Below are 14,284 nucleotides of genomic sequence, written 5' to 3'. Positions count from 1 at the left end.
GAGCTAGGCCGCCGCCGGGAGCGATCGCTCCACCTCCTCTGCCAGGTCGAGCGCATAGCCATTGGTCTGCGCTTCATAGCCGCGGGCGAGGCTGAAGTGCCGCCCGCCCTTGCGGGTGGGCAGGAAGCCAGCCTTGCGCAGCACGCGGCCCGATGCCGGATTGTCCAGAAAATGGCTCGCGACGATGCGCGGATGGCCGCAGGCGCGGGCGATCTCGACCATCGCGCGCGCCGCCTCGCCGGCATAGCCGCGGCCCCAGTGCGGGCGCGCGATCCAGTAACCCAGCTCCATCGTGCCATCACCGCCTCCCTCTTCGGGGGGCAGCGGACCGATGCCGATGCAGCCGATAACCTCGCCGGAATCGGCCAGGGTAATGACGAAACGGGGTGCTTCGGGCGTGAAGGGGAGCGCGCACCACGCGCGCGCGTCGGCAGCCGAATAGGGCCACGGCGCGGTGGCGAGGTTGCGCACGATACCCTCGTCCGCAATCGCTGCGTGCACAGCCTGCCAGTCCTCGGGCCACGCGGGCCGCAGCAGCAACCTCTCGCTTCTGTGAAACATCGTCGTTTCTCCCCTCGCGCGGCGCGCCCTTCCTCGGCGGGCGGCCACGGTGACAAGGGAGACGAAGAAAGGGAGACGGGGCTGGCCCCCTCTCCCTTGATGGCCGGATTTTACCTCCGGCGGGGCCGTCCCGGTGGACAACCCCTGTTATCGAGTTGCCCGATTATTCGGCAGCTTGCGCCATAAGATCGACCGATACGTATTTGCGGCCGAGCTTCCCGTCGTGGAAGCGCACAATACCGTCGGTCAGCGCAAAGAGGGTGTGGTCCTTGCCCATGCCGACATTGGTGCCCGCGTAGAACTTGGTCCCACGCTGGCGCACGATAATGTTGCCCGCAACGACGCCTTCGCTGCCGAACTTCTTCACGCCAAGACGGCGGCCTGCCGAATCGCGACCGTTCCGCGAAGAGCCGCCTGCTTTCTTATGTGCCATTGCGCTTAGTCCTTATCCGTCTGGGCCGCGCTTACGCGTCGCCCGAATCCTTGGTGTCGGCCTTCTTGGCGGCCGGCTTCTTGGTCGCTGCAGCCTTCTTCGGCGCGGCCTTCTTGGCAGCGGGCTTGTCAGCCGCTTCGGCCTTGGGCGCAGCAGCCTTCTTGGCCGGAGCCTTTTCGGCAGCCTTGTCGTCGGCAGCATCGGCCTTCTTCGCGGCGGGCTTGGCAGCAGCCTTCTTGGTGCCTTCACCCACTTCGAGAATGCGCAGCAGGGTCATCTGCTGGCGATGGCCGTTCTTGCGACGGTAATTGTGACGACGGCGCTTCTTGAACACCACCACCTTTTCGCTCTTCGCCTGGGCGATGATTTCCGCCGAAACGGACACCTTGCCGGCGTCGGCAAGGCTGTCGCCCTCACCTGCGAGCAGAACGTCACCCAGGGTGATCGTGTCGCCGGCTTCGCCTGCGAGCTTTTCGACCGCGATTTTGTCTCCGGCGGCAACCCGGTATTGCTTGCCGCCCGTGCGCACCACTGCGAACATCGGTATCAACTTTCAATCGTTTAGCTGTGACCCTGCCCCTAACGAGACAGCGTATCGACGGGCAACACCGTGGTGAGCCCCCCAAAGAAGGGCGCGCTTACGGTATGGTTTTGCGAAAGTCAACGCCGGGCAGCCCAGAAAAGCGCCGCAGCGTGCCATCGCCTCTACCACGGCGCGACGCGCGTGCTAAGGGTGCGCGCATGTCCGCTGCACGCCTTGCGATCGCGATCGCCACACTCCCCGCCATGGGTGCCCTCGCCGCCTGCGCCACTACGCCCGACAGCGCCTATCCCTCTCTGGGAGTGCGCGAGGCCGAATACGAGAGCGGCGAGTTCCCCCGCCCGACCGGCGATTGCGCGCCCGACGGACCAGCACCCGTGACCGGCCAGTTCGAGCCCACGGACCCGGTCGCGCCGCCGCCTCCACCGCCCCCCGTCCTGTCCGCCGATCTCGCCGAGCGGGTCGTCCAGCTGGAAGAGCAGGCGCGCGCCGCTCATGCCGATTTCGAAAAAGCCGTGCCCGCCACCCGCGCGGCGGTTCGGGGCAGTGGCAGCGTGGGGTCCAAGGCGTGGGGCCGTGCGCAGGTCGCCTATGCGAACCTTGAATCGATCCGTGCGCGCACGGCGATTCCCTTCGCCGATCTCGACAGCATGCTGGCGCTCCGGTCTGTCGATGGCGAACCGGTCGAGGCGGTTGCCAAAGCGCACGCGGAAGTCGCCAGGCTGATCGCCGAGGAAGACGCGATCCTGAACGAACTCGCGCCCGCCAACTGACCGCACACGCAAAAACGCGCGGGATCGAACCAGTCGACCCCGCGCGCCTCCCCCAACTCCGGGGCGAGCCGGTCAGGCCGAGACGACCCCGGCAATCACCAGCACGGTGCACCCCCAGAGAACGATCAGCACCGGCAGCACCATCATCTGGGCCACCGCGTCGCGACCCTTGAGAAAGCCGGTGTGCGTCTGAATTCCGCCGCGCATCAGTTCGCCGAAGCTCTTCGCCTTCGCCTCCGGCTTGCGCCCGAGGCCCAGCCACAGCGCCGGTGCGCCGAACAGGCCGACGATGAAGATCGCGAAGATCGCCATCGGGATTGCGAGTTCGGGGGTCGACAGGCCGACACCCAGGATCGCGATAAAGCCCAGATAGAGCGCGACGGTCGCCCCGTAAAGCACGCTCGGCATTTCGAACGTGCGATCCACATCCTGGCGGATATTGGCGTTCTCGACCGCATCGGGAGCCCGATAGGTGGCGATCGCTTCGGCAAGCGTGGGCTCGCTGCGTTCGAAAAGAGCGTGCCCAGCAGCGCGCGCGCGGGGCAGTTCGGCATGGACGATCGCCTTTTCGGCGACGGCGGCGCTGTTGAGACGTTCGGACATTTCATCACTCCTCGTTGTCTTGAGGAAGGATGTGCGCCGATCCGCCGCGCCGCGCCTTGATCTCGATCAAATGCCGCGCGGAAAAATCACTCCCAGCGATTGCGGTCGGCAAAGTCCTGCGCGCGCGGTTCGACCCAGTGCCAGCCATCTGCGCGTTTCTCGCGCTTCCACAGCCACGCCGCGCTCTTGAGATAGTCCATCAGGAAATCGACCGCGTGGAAGGCATCGCGGCGATGGCGCGCGGCGGCCGCGACCAGCACGATCCCCTCGCCTGGATGCATCACCCCGATTCGGTGCCACACCAGCACCCCGTCGAGCGGCCAGCGCGTCAGCGCCTCATGCGCCAGTTCGCGCATTCCGGGCAGGGTCAGCGGCTCGTAATGCGTCAGTTCGAGCACGCGCACGTCGTCGTCGGGCCGCACCTTGCCGAGGAAGGTCGCGATCCCGCCCGCGTCGGGATGCGCCGCGTTGAACGCAGCCAGCGCCTCGCCGACCGACATTCCCGAATCGAGCAGCCGCACATCGGCTGGGGTTTCGAGTGTGAGGCGCGGCATGCGCTAGCCTCCGCTGACCGGCGGCAGCAGCGCCACCTCTTCGCCGTCGCCTGCCATCAGCGCCTTCTTGTCTTCCAGCAACGTGCCCGCGACCGCGATCCTGACGCGCGCTTCGCTAAGCCGATCCGCGACCGTCCGCGGAACCGCGCCGAGCAACCCCTCCCAGCACAGCGGTGCCGGCAGATTCATCCGGTCGGCCCCGGTGAGATCGCGCAACGGGCCGAGGAAAAGAACGGTGACACTCATCTCAACCTCCGGTCACGGACATGTGGCGCAGCTGAGTCGGCGCGAGCCCTGCACCGATGCGGAAATCGTGCTTCTCCGGCTTGATCGCCATCGCGCGGTCGAGCGCGTCGGCGACCTGCGCTTGCGGAGCATCGAAGCGCAACGCGGCACGCAGATCGACCCGCTCTCCTCCGCCAAGGCAGGGATAAAGCTGACCGGTCGCGGTCACGCGCAGGCGGTTGCAGCCGGAACAGAAATTCTCGCTCATCGGGGTGATGAAACCGATCCGCCCGCCGGTCTCGACAATATCGAAGTAGCGCGACGGGCCGGGGGTGCGCGCATCGCTGGGCGTCAGCGTCCAGCGCGACTCCAGATCGCGGCGGACATCGGCCAGCGAGACGAACCGATCCTCGCGAGCCTCGTCCACCTCGCCCAGCGGCATCGTCTCGATCAGGCTGATCGCGTGGCCCTGGGCATGCGCCCAGGCGACGAGATCGGGAATCTCGCGATCGTTCACGCCGCGCATCGCCACGGTGTTGAGCTTGACCTGCAGCCCCGCATCCTTCGCCGCGGCAATCCCTTCGAGCACCTGGGGCAAGGCATCGCGGCGCGACAGCATGCGGAAGGTCTGCGGATCGCGCGTATCGAGCGAGACGTTGATCCGCCGCATCCCTGCCCTCGCCAACGCATTGGCATGGCCCGCCAGCTGCGTGCCATTGGTGGTCAGCGTCACCTCGTCCAGCTCAGACCCGACATGCCGCCCGATCGCGCGTACCAGATCGATGACATCGCGCCGCACCAGCGGTTCGCCCCCGGTCAGCCGGATCGTACGCACACCGCGTGCCATGAAGCTGCACGCCAGCACGTAAAGTTCTTCGAGTGAGAGAACCTCGGCCTTGGGAAGGAACTGCATCCGCTCGGGCATGCAATAGGTACAGCGCAGATCGCAGCGATCGGTGACCGACAGGCGCAGATAGGTGATTCGCCTCTGATACGTGTCGACCAGCGGCGCAGCCGCAGGCCGAGCTTGCGTGTCGAGGCGATCAACCGTCCGTGTCATCATCCCCAAGTCGGCCATCGCTGCCGCTCTCGCAAGGGGCGCTGTCCACCAACGGCAGGTATTGTCCGGTGATGGCAGGCGCGCGGCTCAGGAATTCGACCATTCGGGCGAGTGCGGGGCCTTCCAGTCCGGCGACGACATTGATGCAATTGTCGGGGTGTGCACGGGCCAGATCGCGGGCAGCAGCGCGGCGCCAGTCGGCATGGTCGAACGGAGCGGGGTCCATCACCACAATGACGAATTCGCTGCCTTTGGCGGCGTTGCCCACCTGCTGCGCCCAGTGCGCGTGGAAGGTAGCCGCAGCGTCGAGCGCCGGCCCGGGCAAGCGCTCCACCCGGATGATCGCGGGTGCGCTATCGCTCACGTCAGGGCCGTTCGCGATGGAGCGTGATCCCGATCTTCTCGCTGCCGATCCCGATCGCCAGCTTGATGATATGCACGGTCAGCGCCTCGATCCGCTCGTCCTGCAGGAACAGCGTTTCGCAAATATGGTCGGCGAAGCTCTCGATCAGCTTGAAATGGACACCCTCGGGCACCGCCTCGGTCGCGGCATGGCGCAGGTCCATGTAGTTCTTGCTCTCGGCCAGCGGCGTGTCTGGATCATACCGGTCGAGCGGCTTCATCCGCGCCTCGATCGTGATGCGCAGCGGCTGCGGCTTGCCCGTCTCTTCGGAATAGATGCCGGTGAGCACATCGGTTTCGAGATCGGCGACGCGCAGGGTGAGAGTGTCTTTCATCGGGGCTCCCTAGACGCTGTTGCGCCATCTTGCGAAGATGGCAGTTGGCAGAACGCGGCCCGCCTGTCCGCCATCGACGGTTTCCTCGCGCACGCCCAGATCGCCATGCTCGATCGTGCCGGGCAGGCCCGCGAACGCCTCGTCGAGCAGCGCGGCGAGCGCAAGGCTGCTCATCCGCACGGCATAGACAGTGAGGAACAGGAAGCGGCTGTTCTCGTCCAGCAGCTGGCGGCAAGCGCCGATCAGCGGGGCGAGGCCTTCTTCGATCCGCCAGGTTTCGTTCTTCGGCCCGCGCCCGAACTTGGGCGGGTCCAGGATGATCCCGTCATAGCGGTTCTCCCGCCGGACCTCGCGCGCGGCGAACTTCGCCGCATCGTCAACCAGCCAGCGGATCGGGCGGTCTTCCATTCCGGCGAGCGCGGCATTCTCACGCGCCTGCGCGACCGATTTCTTCGACGCATCGACATGGGTGACCGGGCCGCACTGGCTGAGTGCAAGCGTGCCGACGCCGGTATAGCCGAACATGTTGAGCGTTTGCGCGTCCGGCTTGCCCGCCAGCTCGCCGCGCATCCATTCCCATACCGGGGCCATATCGGGGAAGAAGCCGAGATGGCGGAAGGGGGTGCATTGTGCGCGGAAGCGGACATCGTCCCACGCGAGCGGCCAGCTGTCGGGCACTTCGGGCGAGAGATTCCAACGCCCGCCGCCATCCTCGTCCGCGCCGGGGAGGAATTCGCCATCGGCCTGCCAGTCGTCCTGCCGCGGACTCCACATCGCCTGCGGTTCGGGGCGGACGAAGCGGAACTCTCCGAATCGCTCCAGCTTGCGGCCATGTCCGCTGTCGAGCAGCGCGTAATCGGCCCAAGGCTCGCCGATCATCAGCTGCGGGTCGAGGCGCAGCTGCGCCATCAGCGCGTAGCCTTGGCGGAAATGTAATCGCGCACCGCATCGTAATCGGCGGGCAGCGTTTCGAAGCGTTCTTCCAGCGCGAACAGATCGCCGACCCGCGCGGGCAGCTCAGCCTCGATGCCGATCGCCTGCTCCACCGCGTCGGGGAACTTCGCGGGATGCGCGGTGGCGAGCGTGACGACGGGCACTGCTGCCTCGGCTGCCAGCGCGCGCGCGGCGTGCAGGCCCACGGCCGTGTGCGGGTCGATCACCTCGCCGCAGCGCTCATGCGCCCAGCGCATCGCCGCCAGCGTCTCTTCGGGCGTGGCGCGCTCTGCCGAGAACATCGCCGCGATCGCCTCGCGCTGCGCGGACTCGAGCGGGAGCGTCTTGCTCGACGCGAACCCATCCATCTGCGCTGCGAGCGCTGCCGCATCGCGCCCGTTGGCTTCGAACAGCAGGCGTTCGAAATTGGAGCTGACTTGGATATCCATCGACGGGGTGATCGTCGCGTGGCTCTCGCCCATCGAATAGTCGCCGTCGCGAATGGCGCGCGCGAGGATGTCGTTCTTGTTTGTCGCGACGATCAGCCGCTCGACCGGCAGGCCCATCTGCGCCGCGACATAGCCCGCGAAGACATCGCCGAAATTGCCCGTCGGCACGCTGAAGCTCATCTTGCGGTCGGGCGCCCCGAGCTGCAGCGCGGCGTAGAAGTAATACACCACCTGCGCCATCAGCCGCGCCCAGTTGATCGAATTGACCGCGCCGATGTCGAGCGTGGCGGTCAGCGCCGGGTCCGCGAACATGCGCTTCACCATCGCCTGCGCATCGTCGAAGCTGCCGGCAATCGCGATGTTGTGAACGTTAGGCGCGCTCACCGTGGTCATCTGGCGGCGCTGGATCTCGCTCACCCGGCCTTCCGGGTGGAGCATGAAGATCTGGGCATTCTCGCGCCCCGCAACCGCATGGATCGCGGCCGATCCGGTATCTCCGCTGGTCGCACCGATGATCGTCAGCGGACGTTCGCGCTTTTCGAGAAACGTCTCGAAAAACAGCCCGAGCAGTTGCAGCGCGACATCCTTGAACGCCAGCGTCGGCCCGTGGAACAGCTCCAGCAGCCAGTGCTGCTCGTCGAGCTGGACCAGCGGGGTCGTCGCAGCGTGCGAGAAATTGCCGTAGGCGCGCTGGCACAGGTCGCGCAGCTCCGCTTCGGTCAGGCTTTCGCCCACGAACGGCGCCATGATCTGCACAGCGAGTTTGGAATAGGGGAGCCCGCGCAGCGCGGCGATCTCCTCACGCGAAAACTGCGGCCATTCCTGCGGCAGATAAAGCCCGCCATCGCTCGCCAGCCCGGTCAGCGTGACATCTTCGAAATCGAGCACGGGCGCCTGCCCGCGCGTCGAAACGTACCGCATTTCTATTCCCCCGCGTTATCGCCGCTGCTCGCATCCTGCCCCAGCAGGCGCTTCCTCACCGCAAGCCCGTAGATCACCAGCGCGGTCATCGCGAACAGGAACCACTGCCAGGCATAGGCCATGTGATTGTTGGGCAATTCCGAAGGATCGGGCTTCTGCAACGGCAGCAGGCCAGCGCGCGGCGGATCGGCAACCAGACGCGGCCCCGGCGCGACGATTCCCGTCACCCCACCGCCATTCCACAGCGGGCCGTCGGGCACCCGGGTCCAGCCAAGCGCAATCCGCGCCGTGCCCCCGCCCTTCACCTCGCACTGAGCGATCTGCGCCCAGCCATGCGATCCTCTCGCGTTGGTGCCGGCGACCGCAGAGAGTTCGGTCACCCGCGCGCACACGACCTTACTGCGACGATAGAGCCGCTGCTTGAGCGCGTCCTTGTCTTCGCCCGGCCACGCGACCAGTTCCTGATTGTCGCCCGCTGCGGCGTAACGCGCGAGCAGTTCTGCCTTCTCATCCGCGCGCCCCAGTTGCCAGAAGCCGAGCGCGATCATCACCGCAATGGCGAGCGCCACGATAATCGTGGGGATCAGCGGCAGGCGTTGCAGATAATTCATCGTCCAGCCTTCTGCGCATTCAGGCGATATCCGGACCCGATCAGCACATCGCTGCAAGCCAGCACTGCGCGGACCGATCGCCCAGCTGCGCGCGGGGCGCACAGGCCGAAAAGGGCAGCCTCGCGCAAGGCGGGCTGCCCTTTCGTCCCGGCATGATCGCCGGAGGCCTCACGGCCGTTATCTGTCATCAGTGGACTTCGGCGCCCCAGCCACCCCAGACGTAAACGGAGATGAACAGGAACAGCCACACCACGTCGACGAAGTGCCAGTACCAAGCAGCAGCTTCGAAGCCGAAGTGCTGGCGCGGGGTGAAGTGGCCGAGATAGGCGCGACGCAGGCAGACGATCAGGAAGATCGTGCCGACGATCACGTGGAAGCCGTGGAAGCCAGTCGCCATGTAGAAGGCGCTGGTATAGTTCACACCGCCGAAGCCGAACGGCGCGTGCAGGTATTCGTAAGCCTGGATCGCGGTGAACAGAACGCCGAGGCCGATCGTCGCCCACAGGCCGAGCTTGAGCCCTTCGCGATCGCCATTGATCAGCGAGTGGTGCGCCCAGGTGACCGTGGTGCCCGAACACAGCAGGATAAGGGTGTTGATGAGCGGCAGGTCGAACGGGTCGATGACGTGAATGCCATCGGCCGGGAACTGGACGAGTGCAGCTGCGCCATCCTGCCCGATCAGGTTCTGCCAAGTGCCCTCGGCAACCATCTCCAGCGGCGCCGGGAACAGCGCAAAATCGAAGAAGGCCCAGAACCACCCGACGAAGAACATCACTTCGGAAAGGATGAACAGGATCATGCCGTAGCGCATGTGCAGCTGGACCACCGGAGTGTGGTCGCCCGCCTGCGCTTCCTTGACGATCTTCGAGAACCAGCCCCAGAAGGTGGCGATCAGCAGCGCGATGCCTGCGCCAAGGATCACTTCCCATCCGGCCATCGTGTGCATGAAGAAAACCATGCCCGTGGTGAAGGTCAGCGCCGCAAAGGCACCGACGAACGGCCAGATGTCGGGAGCGAGAATGTGATAATCGTGGTTCTTGGCGCCGGCCATTTTTCGTCTTTCCTATTCAGCGGCTCCGCCCTTAACCGGGAGGCTTGCCGCGGTCCAGAGGGTCAGCTGTCTTCAGGCGGTTTGCGGTGGAAGGTGTAGCTCAGGGTAATCTGTTCGACCCCTTCCATGTTGGGATCGTCGAGCGCGGCCGGATCGACATAGAAGAGCACGGGCATCCGCACCTCCTCGCCCGGCTGCAGGGTCTGCTCGGTAAAGCAGAAACACTGGATCTTGTTGAAATAAGGTGCCGCCTGCTCGGGCTCGACATTGAAGGTCGCGGTCCCGGTGATCGGCACGGAGGAATTGTTCTTCGCGGTGAAGAAGGCGAGGTCGCGTACGCCGATCTGCACCGAATCGCTGGTGTGCACCGGCTTGAAGGTCCACGGCATCCCGCTCGCGGTATTCGCATCGAAGCGGACGGAGATCGGCGGCGTGCCCGCGCTCGAGGCGAGCCGTTCGGCGATCGCGGCATCGCTCTCGTTCGCCACCTGGGTGGTCCCGCCGAAGCCCGTCACCTGGCAGAACATCCGGTACAGCGGCACCGATGCGAAGCCGAGGCCGACCATGCAGGCCGCCGCCAGAAAAGCGAGGGCCGCAATGCGCAGATTGCGACGGTCGAGACTGGAGGCGGACGCGCTCGACATCAGTCGCCCATCCTCACGATCGTGATCGCGTAGAACAGCACGGCGAAGAAGAGCAGCACCGCGCCGATCGCGAGATTGCGGCCCTTGCGGGCTTCCTTGAAGCGCGCTTCCTCTTCGGGGCTCATGCGGGGCGGACGGTTGTCGTCGCTCATGCGAGACCTCCTGCAATAATACCGGCGTTCTGCAGCACGCGGTCGATCACCAGCACGCCGAACAGCGCGAACAGGTAAAGGATCGAATAGGCGAACAGCCGCTTTTCGGGCTTCATCGTGTCGCCGTCGACAGAGCGGCGCAGGCCCACGGGCACTGCGAGTGCCGCGAAGAAGCCAGTCAGCGCGAGCGAGGCAGCGCCGTAGACCACGCCTGCCGTGCCCAGATACCAGGGTGCCGCGGCGAGCGGGACCATGAACAGCGCATAGGCCAGGATCTGGTGACGGGTCGCCGCCTCGCCATGCACCACCGGCATCATCGGGACGCCGGCCTGCGCGTAGTCGCTCTTCACGAACATCGCGAGCGCCCAGAAGTGCGGCGGCGTCCAGAAGAAGATGATCGCGAACAGCAGCACCGGGGTGAGCGTAATGTCGCCCGTCACCGCGACCCAGCCGATCAGCGGCGGGAACGCGCCCGCGCCGCCACCGATCACGATGTTCTGCGGTGTGCGCGGCTTGAGCCACATCGTGTAGACGACGACGTAGTAGAAGATCGAGACGGCGAGGATCGCGGCGGCGAGCCAGCCGATCGCCAGCCCCATCACCAGTACCGATGCGCCGCACAGCACGCTGGCGAAGTCGCGCGCGTCGTTCCTGCTCACCCGCCCGGCGGGGATCGGGCGCTTTGCGGTGCGCTTCATCCGCGCGTCGAGCTCGGATTCATACCACTGGTTGAACGCGGCAGCGCCGCCGGCGGCGAGTGCGATGCACAGGATCGCGGTGAAGCCGAGCACCGGATTGATATGGCCCGGTGCGGCCAGCAGCCCGCACAGGCCGGTAAAGACGACCAGACGCACGACGCCCGGCTTGGTCAGCGCGAGGAAGTCGCGCCAATGGCTCGACATCGGCGTCGCTGCGGTCGGCGTGATGAGGGTCGTCGTTGTCGTCATGTCATTCCTCCCCTCCTGCTTGCGGAGGGGTAGCGGGACAAAGGCCTGCCCCGCCCGATCAAGCACAAGCGGGGTGCGGCCCACCCCATGGCCCCCTCCCGCGAACGGGAGGGGAGATGTGTCGTTACGCGTGCGCCGGCTTGCCTTCGCCCGGCAGGTGGTTGTGGTAATCGTGGTGGTCCTCGATCACCGGCAGCGTTTCGAACTGGTGAAACGGCGGCGGGCTGGACAGAGTCCATTCCAGCGTGGTCGCACCCGGCCCCCAGTAGTTCGCTTCCGCCTTCTTGCCTGCCACGAAGGCGTAGACGAGGTTGGCGAAGAAGATCAGGACCGAGATCGCGACAATGCCGTAGCCGAGCGTCGAAATGTGGTTCCAGAACTCGAACTGGCCCGGGTAGTCGGGAATGCGGCGCGGCATTCCGTTCACGCCGAGGAAGTGCATCGGGAAGAACACCAAGTTCACGCCGACGAAGAACACCCAGAAGTGGATGTGGGCCAGCAGTTCGGAGTGCCAGCGGCCGCTCATCTTCGGGAACCAGTAGTAGAAGCCCGCGAAGATCGAGAAGACCGCACCCATCGAGAGCACGTAGTGGAAGTGCGCGACGACGTAGTAGGTGTCGTGCAGGTTGTCGTCGATGCCGCCATTGGCGAGCACGACGCCCGTCACACCGCCCACGGTGAACAGGAAGATGAAGCCCATCGCCCAGACCATCGGCGATTTGAACTCGATCGAACCGCCCCACATCGTGGCGATCCAGCTGAAGATCTTCACGCCGGTGGGCACCGCGATGACCATTGTCGCAGCGGTGAAGTACATCTTCGTGTTCACGTCGAGGCCGACGGTATACATGTGGTGCGCCCACACGATGAAGCCGACCACGCCGATCGCGACCATGGCGTAGGCCATGCCGAGGTAGCCGAACACCGGCTTGCGGCTGAAGGTCGCCACGATCTGGCTGATCATGCCGAAGCCCGGCAGGATCATGATGTACACTTCGGGGTGGCCGAAGAACCAGAACAGGTGCTGGTAGAGGACCGGATCGCCACCGCCCGACGGATCGAAGAAGGTGGTACCGAAGTTACGGTCGGTGATCAGCATGGTGATCGCCGCGGCCAGAACCGGCAGCGAGAGCAGCAGCAGGAAGGCGGTGACCAGCACCGACCACACGAACAGCGGCATCTTGTGCAGGGTCATGCCCGGCGCGCGCATGTTGAAGATGGTGGTGATGAAGTTGGTCGCACCCAGGATCGAGCCTGCGCCCGCAAGGTGGAGAGAGAAGATCGCGAAGTCGACCGCCGGGCCGACCGAACCGCTGGTCGAAAGCGGCGCATAGACCGTCCAGCCGGTACCCGCGCCCGGCCCGACACCGCCGGGGACGAACATCGAGAACAGCAGCGAGAAGAAGCCGGCCACGGTCAGCCAGAACGACACGTTGTTCATGCGCGGGAAGGCCATGTCCGGCGCGCCGATCATCAGCGGCACGAACCAGTTGCCGAAGCCCCCGATCATCGCGGGCATGACCATGAAGAACACCATGATCAGGCCGTGCGCGGTGATGAACACGTTCCACAGGTGGAGCGTCTGGTCGAGCTGCGCGGGATCGGCACCAAGCCAGGGCGCAACCACGTTGAGCACCTGAATGCCCGGCGCGGCCAGCTCGGCCCGCATGATCCCGGAGATCGCGCCGCCGATCACGCCCGCGATGATCGCGAAGATCAGGTAGAGCGTGCCGATATCCTTGTGGTTCGTCGACATGAACCACCGGGCGAAGAAGCCCGGCTTGTGGTCGGCATCGTGATGATGCTCGTCCGTATGGGCCTGGAAGGTGTCAGCAGTGGTAGCCATGTCGCTCTGGTTCTCTTCGGTTCTACGTGACGTCTAAAAGTCGATTATTCTCTCGCCGGACTCGCGTCCGCCGGTCAGGCTGCCGTGTCGGCCGCGTCGCTCGCGTCGAGCGGCACGGACGGCGCTTCGCCGCCATCGTCGGCAGCGGTCGGCGCACCACCTGCAGCGGGAGCCCCTTCGGTCGCGCTCGCCGGAGCCTGAATGTCCGCCTGTTCGCTACCTTCGGCACCTTCCTCGAAAGTGCCGCCCTTGGAAAGCACCCACTGGCGCCACTTGTCCATCGGGACGGCTTCGATCGCGATCGGCATGTAGCCATGGCGCGCGCCGCACAGTTCGGAACACTGGCCGTAATAGATGCCCGGCTCCTGAATGGTCAGCACTCGCTCGTTCAGGCGACCCGGGACGGCATCGACCTTGAACCACAGGCTCGGGACCGAGAACGAGTGGATCACGTCCGCGCCGAAGGTCTGGATGCGCAGCGGCACGCCGACCGGCACGACCATGCGGTTATCCACAGCAAGCTGCGCCGGTTCGCCACGCGAGAGCGCTTCTTCCTTGGGCAGCATGTTCGAAATCACTTCGAACCCGCCCTGGTCGGGATAAGTGTAGCCCCAGTACCACTGGTAGCCGGTCGCCTTGATGGTGATCGCATCGGCCGGCGCGGTCTTGTACTGCCGCGCGAGCAGCGTGATCGAGGGGACCGCGATGATCACCAGGATCAGCACCGGAACCAGCGTCCAGATCACTTCGATCAGCGTGTTGTGGGTGGTGCGCGAAGGCTCGCGTCCCTCACGGCGGCGATAGCGGACCACCACCACCAGAAGCAGGAAGAACACGAAGGCGCTGATGAACACGATCACCGGCGCGAGGATGTAGTTGTTCATCCCCAGCGCGAACTGACCATCGTCGGTGTACTGGTCCTGGAAGCTCATCGATTTGAGCGCGTTGTCTTCGAACGCGGTCGGCTGGCCCTTGATCCATTCGGGGCCGAGATGTTCGTACCCACCTTCACTATCAGTGGCGGCAGCATCACCCTCGCCGGCAGCTTGATCCGCGCCCGTTGCGGTATCGGCAGCAGCGGCCTCGGTCTGCGTCGCAGCAGCCGGCACACCCGTATCGGGCGCGGCGGCAATGGCAGCCTGAGCGGCAAGGCCAAGGCCGGCAACAGCAAGAACTGCAATCAGGAAACGGCGGATATCGCGATAGGCGGCGGCAATTGACATTGTCGGTCTGACTTCCTTCG

General features: G+C 65.5%; 19 protein-coding genes. 1 reads left to right on the top strand and 18 read right to left on the bottom strand.

What is annotated here, in order from left to right:
* Nucleotides 1–3 precede the first annotated feature (3 nt).
* From VO57_009085 to rplU, 3 genes are all read right to left on the bottom strand, one after another.
* Nucleotides 4–561: a GNAT family N-acetyltransferase gene (locus VO57_009085; GenBank protein ID XBL68299.1), complete on the bottom strand. Its 558-nt coding sequence runs from the start codon at nucleotides 559–561 to the stop codon at nucleotides 4–6.
* Nucleotides 562–724: 163 nt separating this feature from the next.
* Entirely contained in the window at nucleotides 725–994 is a 270-nt protein-coding gene (rpmA, locus tag VO57_009080) for a 50S ribosomal protein L27 (GenBank protein XBL68298.1), read from the bottom strand.
* Nucleotides 995–1,025: 31 nt separating this feature from the next.
* Nucleotides 1,026–1,535: a 50S ribosomal protein L21 gene (gene rplU / locus VO57_009075; GenBank protein ID XBL68297.1), complete on the bottom strand. Its 510-nt coding sequence runs from the start codon at nucleotides 1,533–1,535 to the stop codon at nucleotides 1,026–1,028.
* Nucleotides 1,536–1,735: 200 nt separating this feature from the next.
* Between rplU and VO57_009070 the strand changes: the two genes are divergently transcribed.
* The gene (locus tag VO57_009070) at nucleotides 1,736–2,308 is read left to right on the top strand and encodes a hypothetical protein (GenBank protein XBL68296.1); all 573 of its coding nucleotides are present in this window, start codon (nucleotides 1,736–1,738) and stop codon (nucleotides 2,306–2,308) included.
* A 72-nt stretch (nucleotides 2,309–2,380) separates the two neighbouring features.
* Here the strand turns inward: VO57_009070 and VO57_009065 are convergent, their stop codons facing one another.
* From VO57_009065 to coxB, 15 genes are all read right to left on the bottom strand, one after another.
* On the bottom strand, nucleotides 2,381–2,911 hold the full coding sequence (locus VO57_009065; GenBank protein ID XBL68295.1) for a hypothetical protein: 531 nt from the start codon (nucleotides 2,909–2,911) through the stop codon (nucleotides 2,381–2,383).
* A gap of 86 nt (nucleotides 2,912–2,997) precedes the next feature.
* The gene (locus VO57_009060) at nucleotides 2,998–3,465 is read right to left on the bottom strand and encodes a molybdenum cofactor biosynthesis protein MoaE (protein XBL68294.1); all 468 of its coding nucleotides are present in this window, start codon (nucleotides 3,463–3,465) and stop codon (nucleotides 2,998–3,000) included.
* Between the two features lie 3 nt (nucleotides 3,466–3,468).
* On the bottom strand, nucleotides 3,469–3,711 hold the full coding sequence (locus VO57_009055) for a MoaD/ThiS family protein (GenBank protein ID XBL68293.1): 243 nt from the start codon (nucleotides 3,709–3,711) through the stop codon (nucleotides 3,469–3,471).
* 1 nt (nucleotide 3,712) lies between these two features.
* Nucleotides 3,713–4,750, bottom strand: a complete 1,038-nt coding sequence (gene moaA, locus VO57_009050) for a GTP 3',8-cyclase MoaA (GenBank protein ID XBL68292.1) — start codon at nucleotides 4,748–4,750, stop codon at nucleotides 3,713–3,715.
* Entirely contained in the window at nucleotides 4,734–5,114 is a 381-nt protein-coding gene (locus tag VO57_009045) for a Rossmann fold domain-containing protein (GenBank protein ID XBL68291.1), read from the bottom strand. Before VO57_009045 ends, moaA begins: the two co-directional genes overlap by 17 nt.
* 1 nt (nucleotide 5,115) lies before the next feature.
* Nucleotides 5,116–5,487 carry a dihydroneopterin aldolase gene (locus VO57_009040; protein XBL68290.1) on the bottom strand — a complete coding sequence of 124 codons (372 nt, stop codon included), beginning with the start codon at nucleotides 5,485–5,487 and terminating at the stop codon, nucleotides 5,116–5,118.
* 9 nt (nucleotides 5,488–5,496) lie between these two features.
* Nucleotides 5,497–6,396, bottom strand: coding sequence for a class I SAM-dependent methyltransferase (locus VO57_009035; protein XBL68289.1), 900 nt, complete (start codon nucleotides 6,394–6,396; stop codon nucleotides 5,497–5,499).
* A complete protein-coding gene (gene thrC / locus VO57_009030; GenBank protein ID XBL68288.1) occupies nucleotides 6,396–7,790 on the bottom strand; it encodes a threonine synthase in 1,395 nt (464 codons plus the stop codon). The genes VO57_009035 and thrC overlap by 1 nt, the downstream gene beginning before the upstream one ends.
* 2 nt (nucleotides 7,791–7,792) lie before the next feature.
* On the bottom strand, nucleotides 7,793–8,401 hold the full coding sequence (locus tag VO57_009025; GenBank protein XBL68287.1) for an SURF1 family protein: 609 nt from the start codon (nucleotides 8,399–8,401) through the stop codon (nucleotides 7,793–7,795).
* Between the two features lie 187 nt (nucleotides 8,402–8,588).
* Entirely contained in the window at nucleotides 8,589–9,452 is an 864-nt protein-coding gene (locus tag VO57_009020; GenBank protein ID XBL68286.1) for a cytochrome c oxidase subunit 3, read from the bottom strand.
* Nucleotides 9,453–9,514: 62 nt separating this feature from the next.
* The gene (locus VO57_009015; GenBank protein ID XBL68285.1) at nucleotides 9,515–10,096 is read right to left on the bottom strand and encodes a cytochrome c oxidase assembly protein; all 582 of its coding nucleotides are present in this window, start codon (nucleotides 10,094–10,096) and stop codon (nucleotides 9,515–9,517) included.
* Entirely contained in the window at nucleotides 10,096–10,248 is a 153-nt protein-coding gene (locus VO57_009010) for a hypothetical protein (GenBank protein XBL68284.1), read from the bottom strand. Before VO57_009010 ends, VO57_009015 begins: the two co-directional genes overlap by 1 nt.
* Nucleotides 10,245–11,195 (bottom strand): heme o synthase, encoded by a 951-nt coding sequence (locus VO57_009005; protein XBL68283.1) that lies wholly within the window; start codon nucleotides 11,193–11,195, stop codon nucleotides 10,245–10,247. Before VO57_009005 ends, VO57_009010 begins: the two co-directional genes overlap by 4 nt.
* 124 nt (nucleotides 11,196–11,319) lie before the next feature.
* Nucleotides 11,320–13,041, bottom strand: coding sequence for a cytochrome c oxidase subunit I (ctaD, locus tag VO57_009000; GenBank protein ID XBL68282.1), 1,722 nt, complete (start codon nucleotides 13,039–13,041; stop codon nucleotides 11,320–11,322).
* A 74-nt stretch (nucleotides 13,042–13,115) separates the two neighbouring features.
* Complete coding sequence (coxB, locus tag VO57_008995) at nucleotides 13,116–14,264, bottom strand: cytochrome c oxidase subunit II (GenBank protein XBL68281.1); 1,149 nt, start codon at nucleotides 14,262–14,264, stop codon at nucleotides 13,116–13,118.
* Nucleotides 14,265–14,284 lie beyond the last annotated feature (20 nt).

Source organism: Citromicrobium bathyomarinum (assembly GCA_001306305.2).
Classification (GTDB): domain Bacteria; phylum Pseudomonadota; class Alphaproteobacteria; order Sphingomonadales; family Sphingomonadaceae; genus Alteriqipengyuania; species Alteriqipengyuania bathyomarina.
The sequence above is the reverse complement of the archived record's forward strand: the minus strand, read 5'-3'. Positions and strand labels throughout refer to the sequence as shown.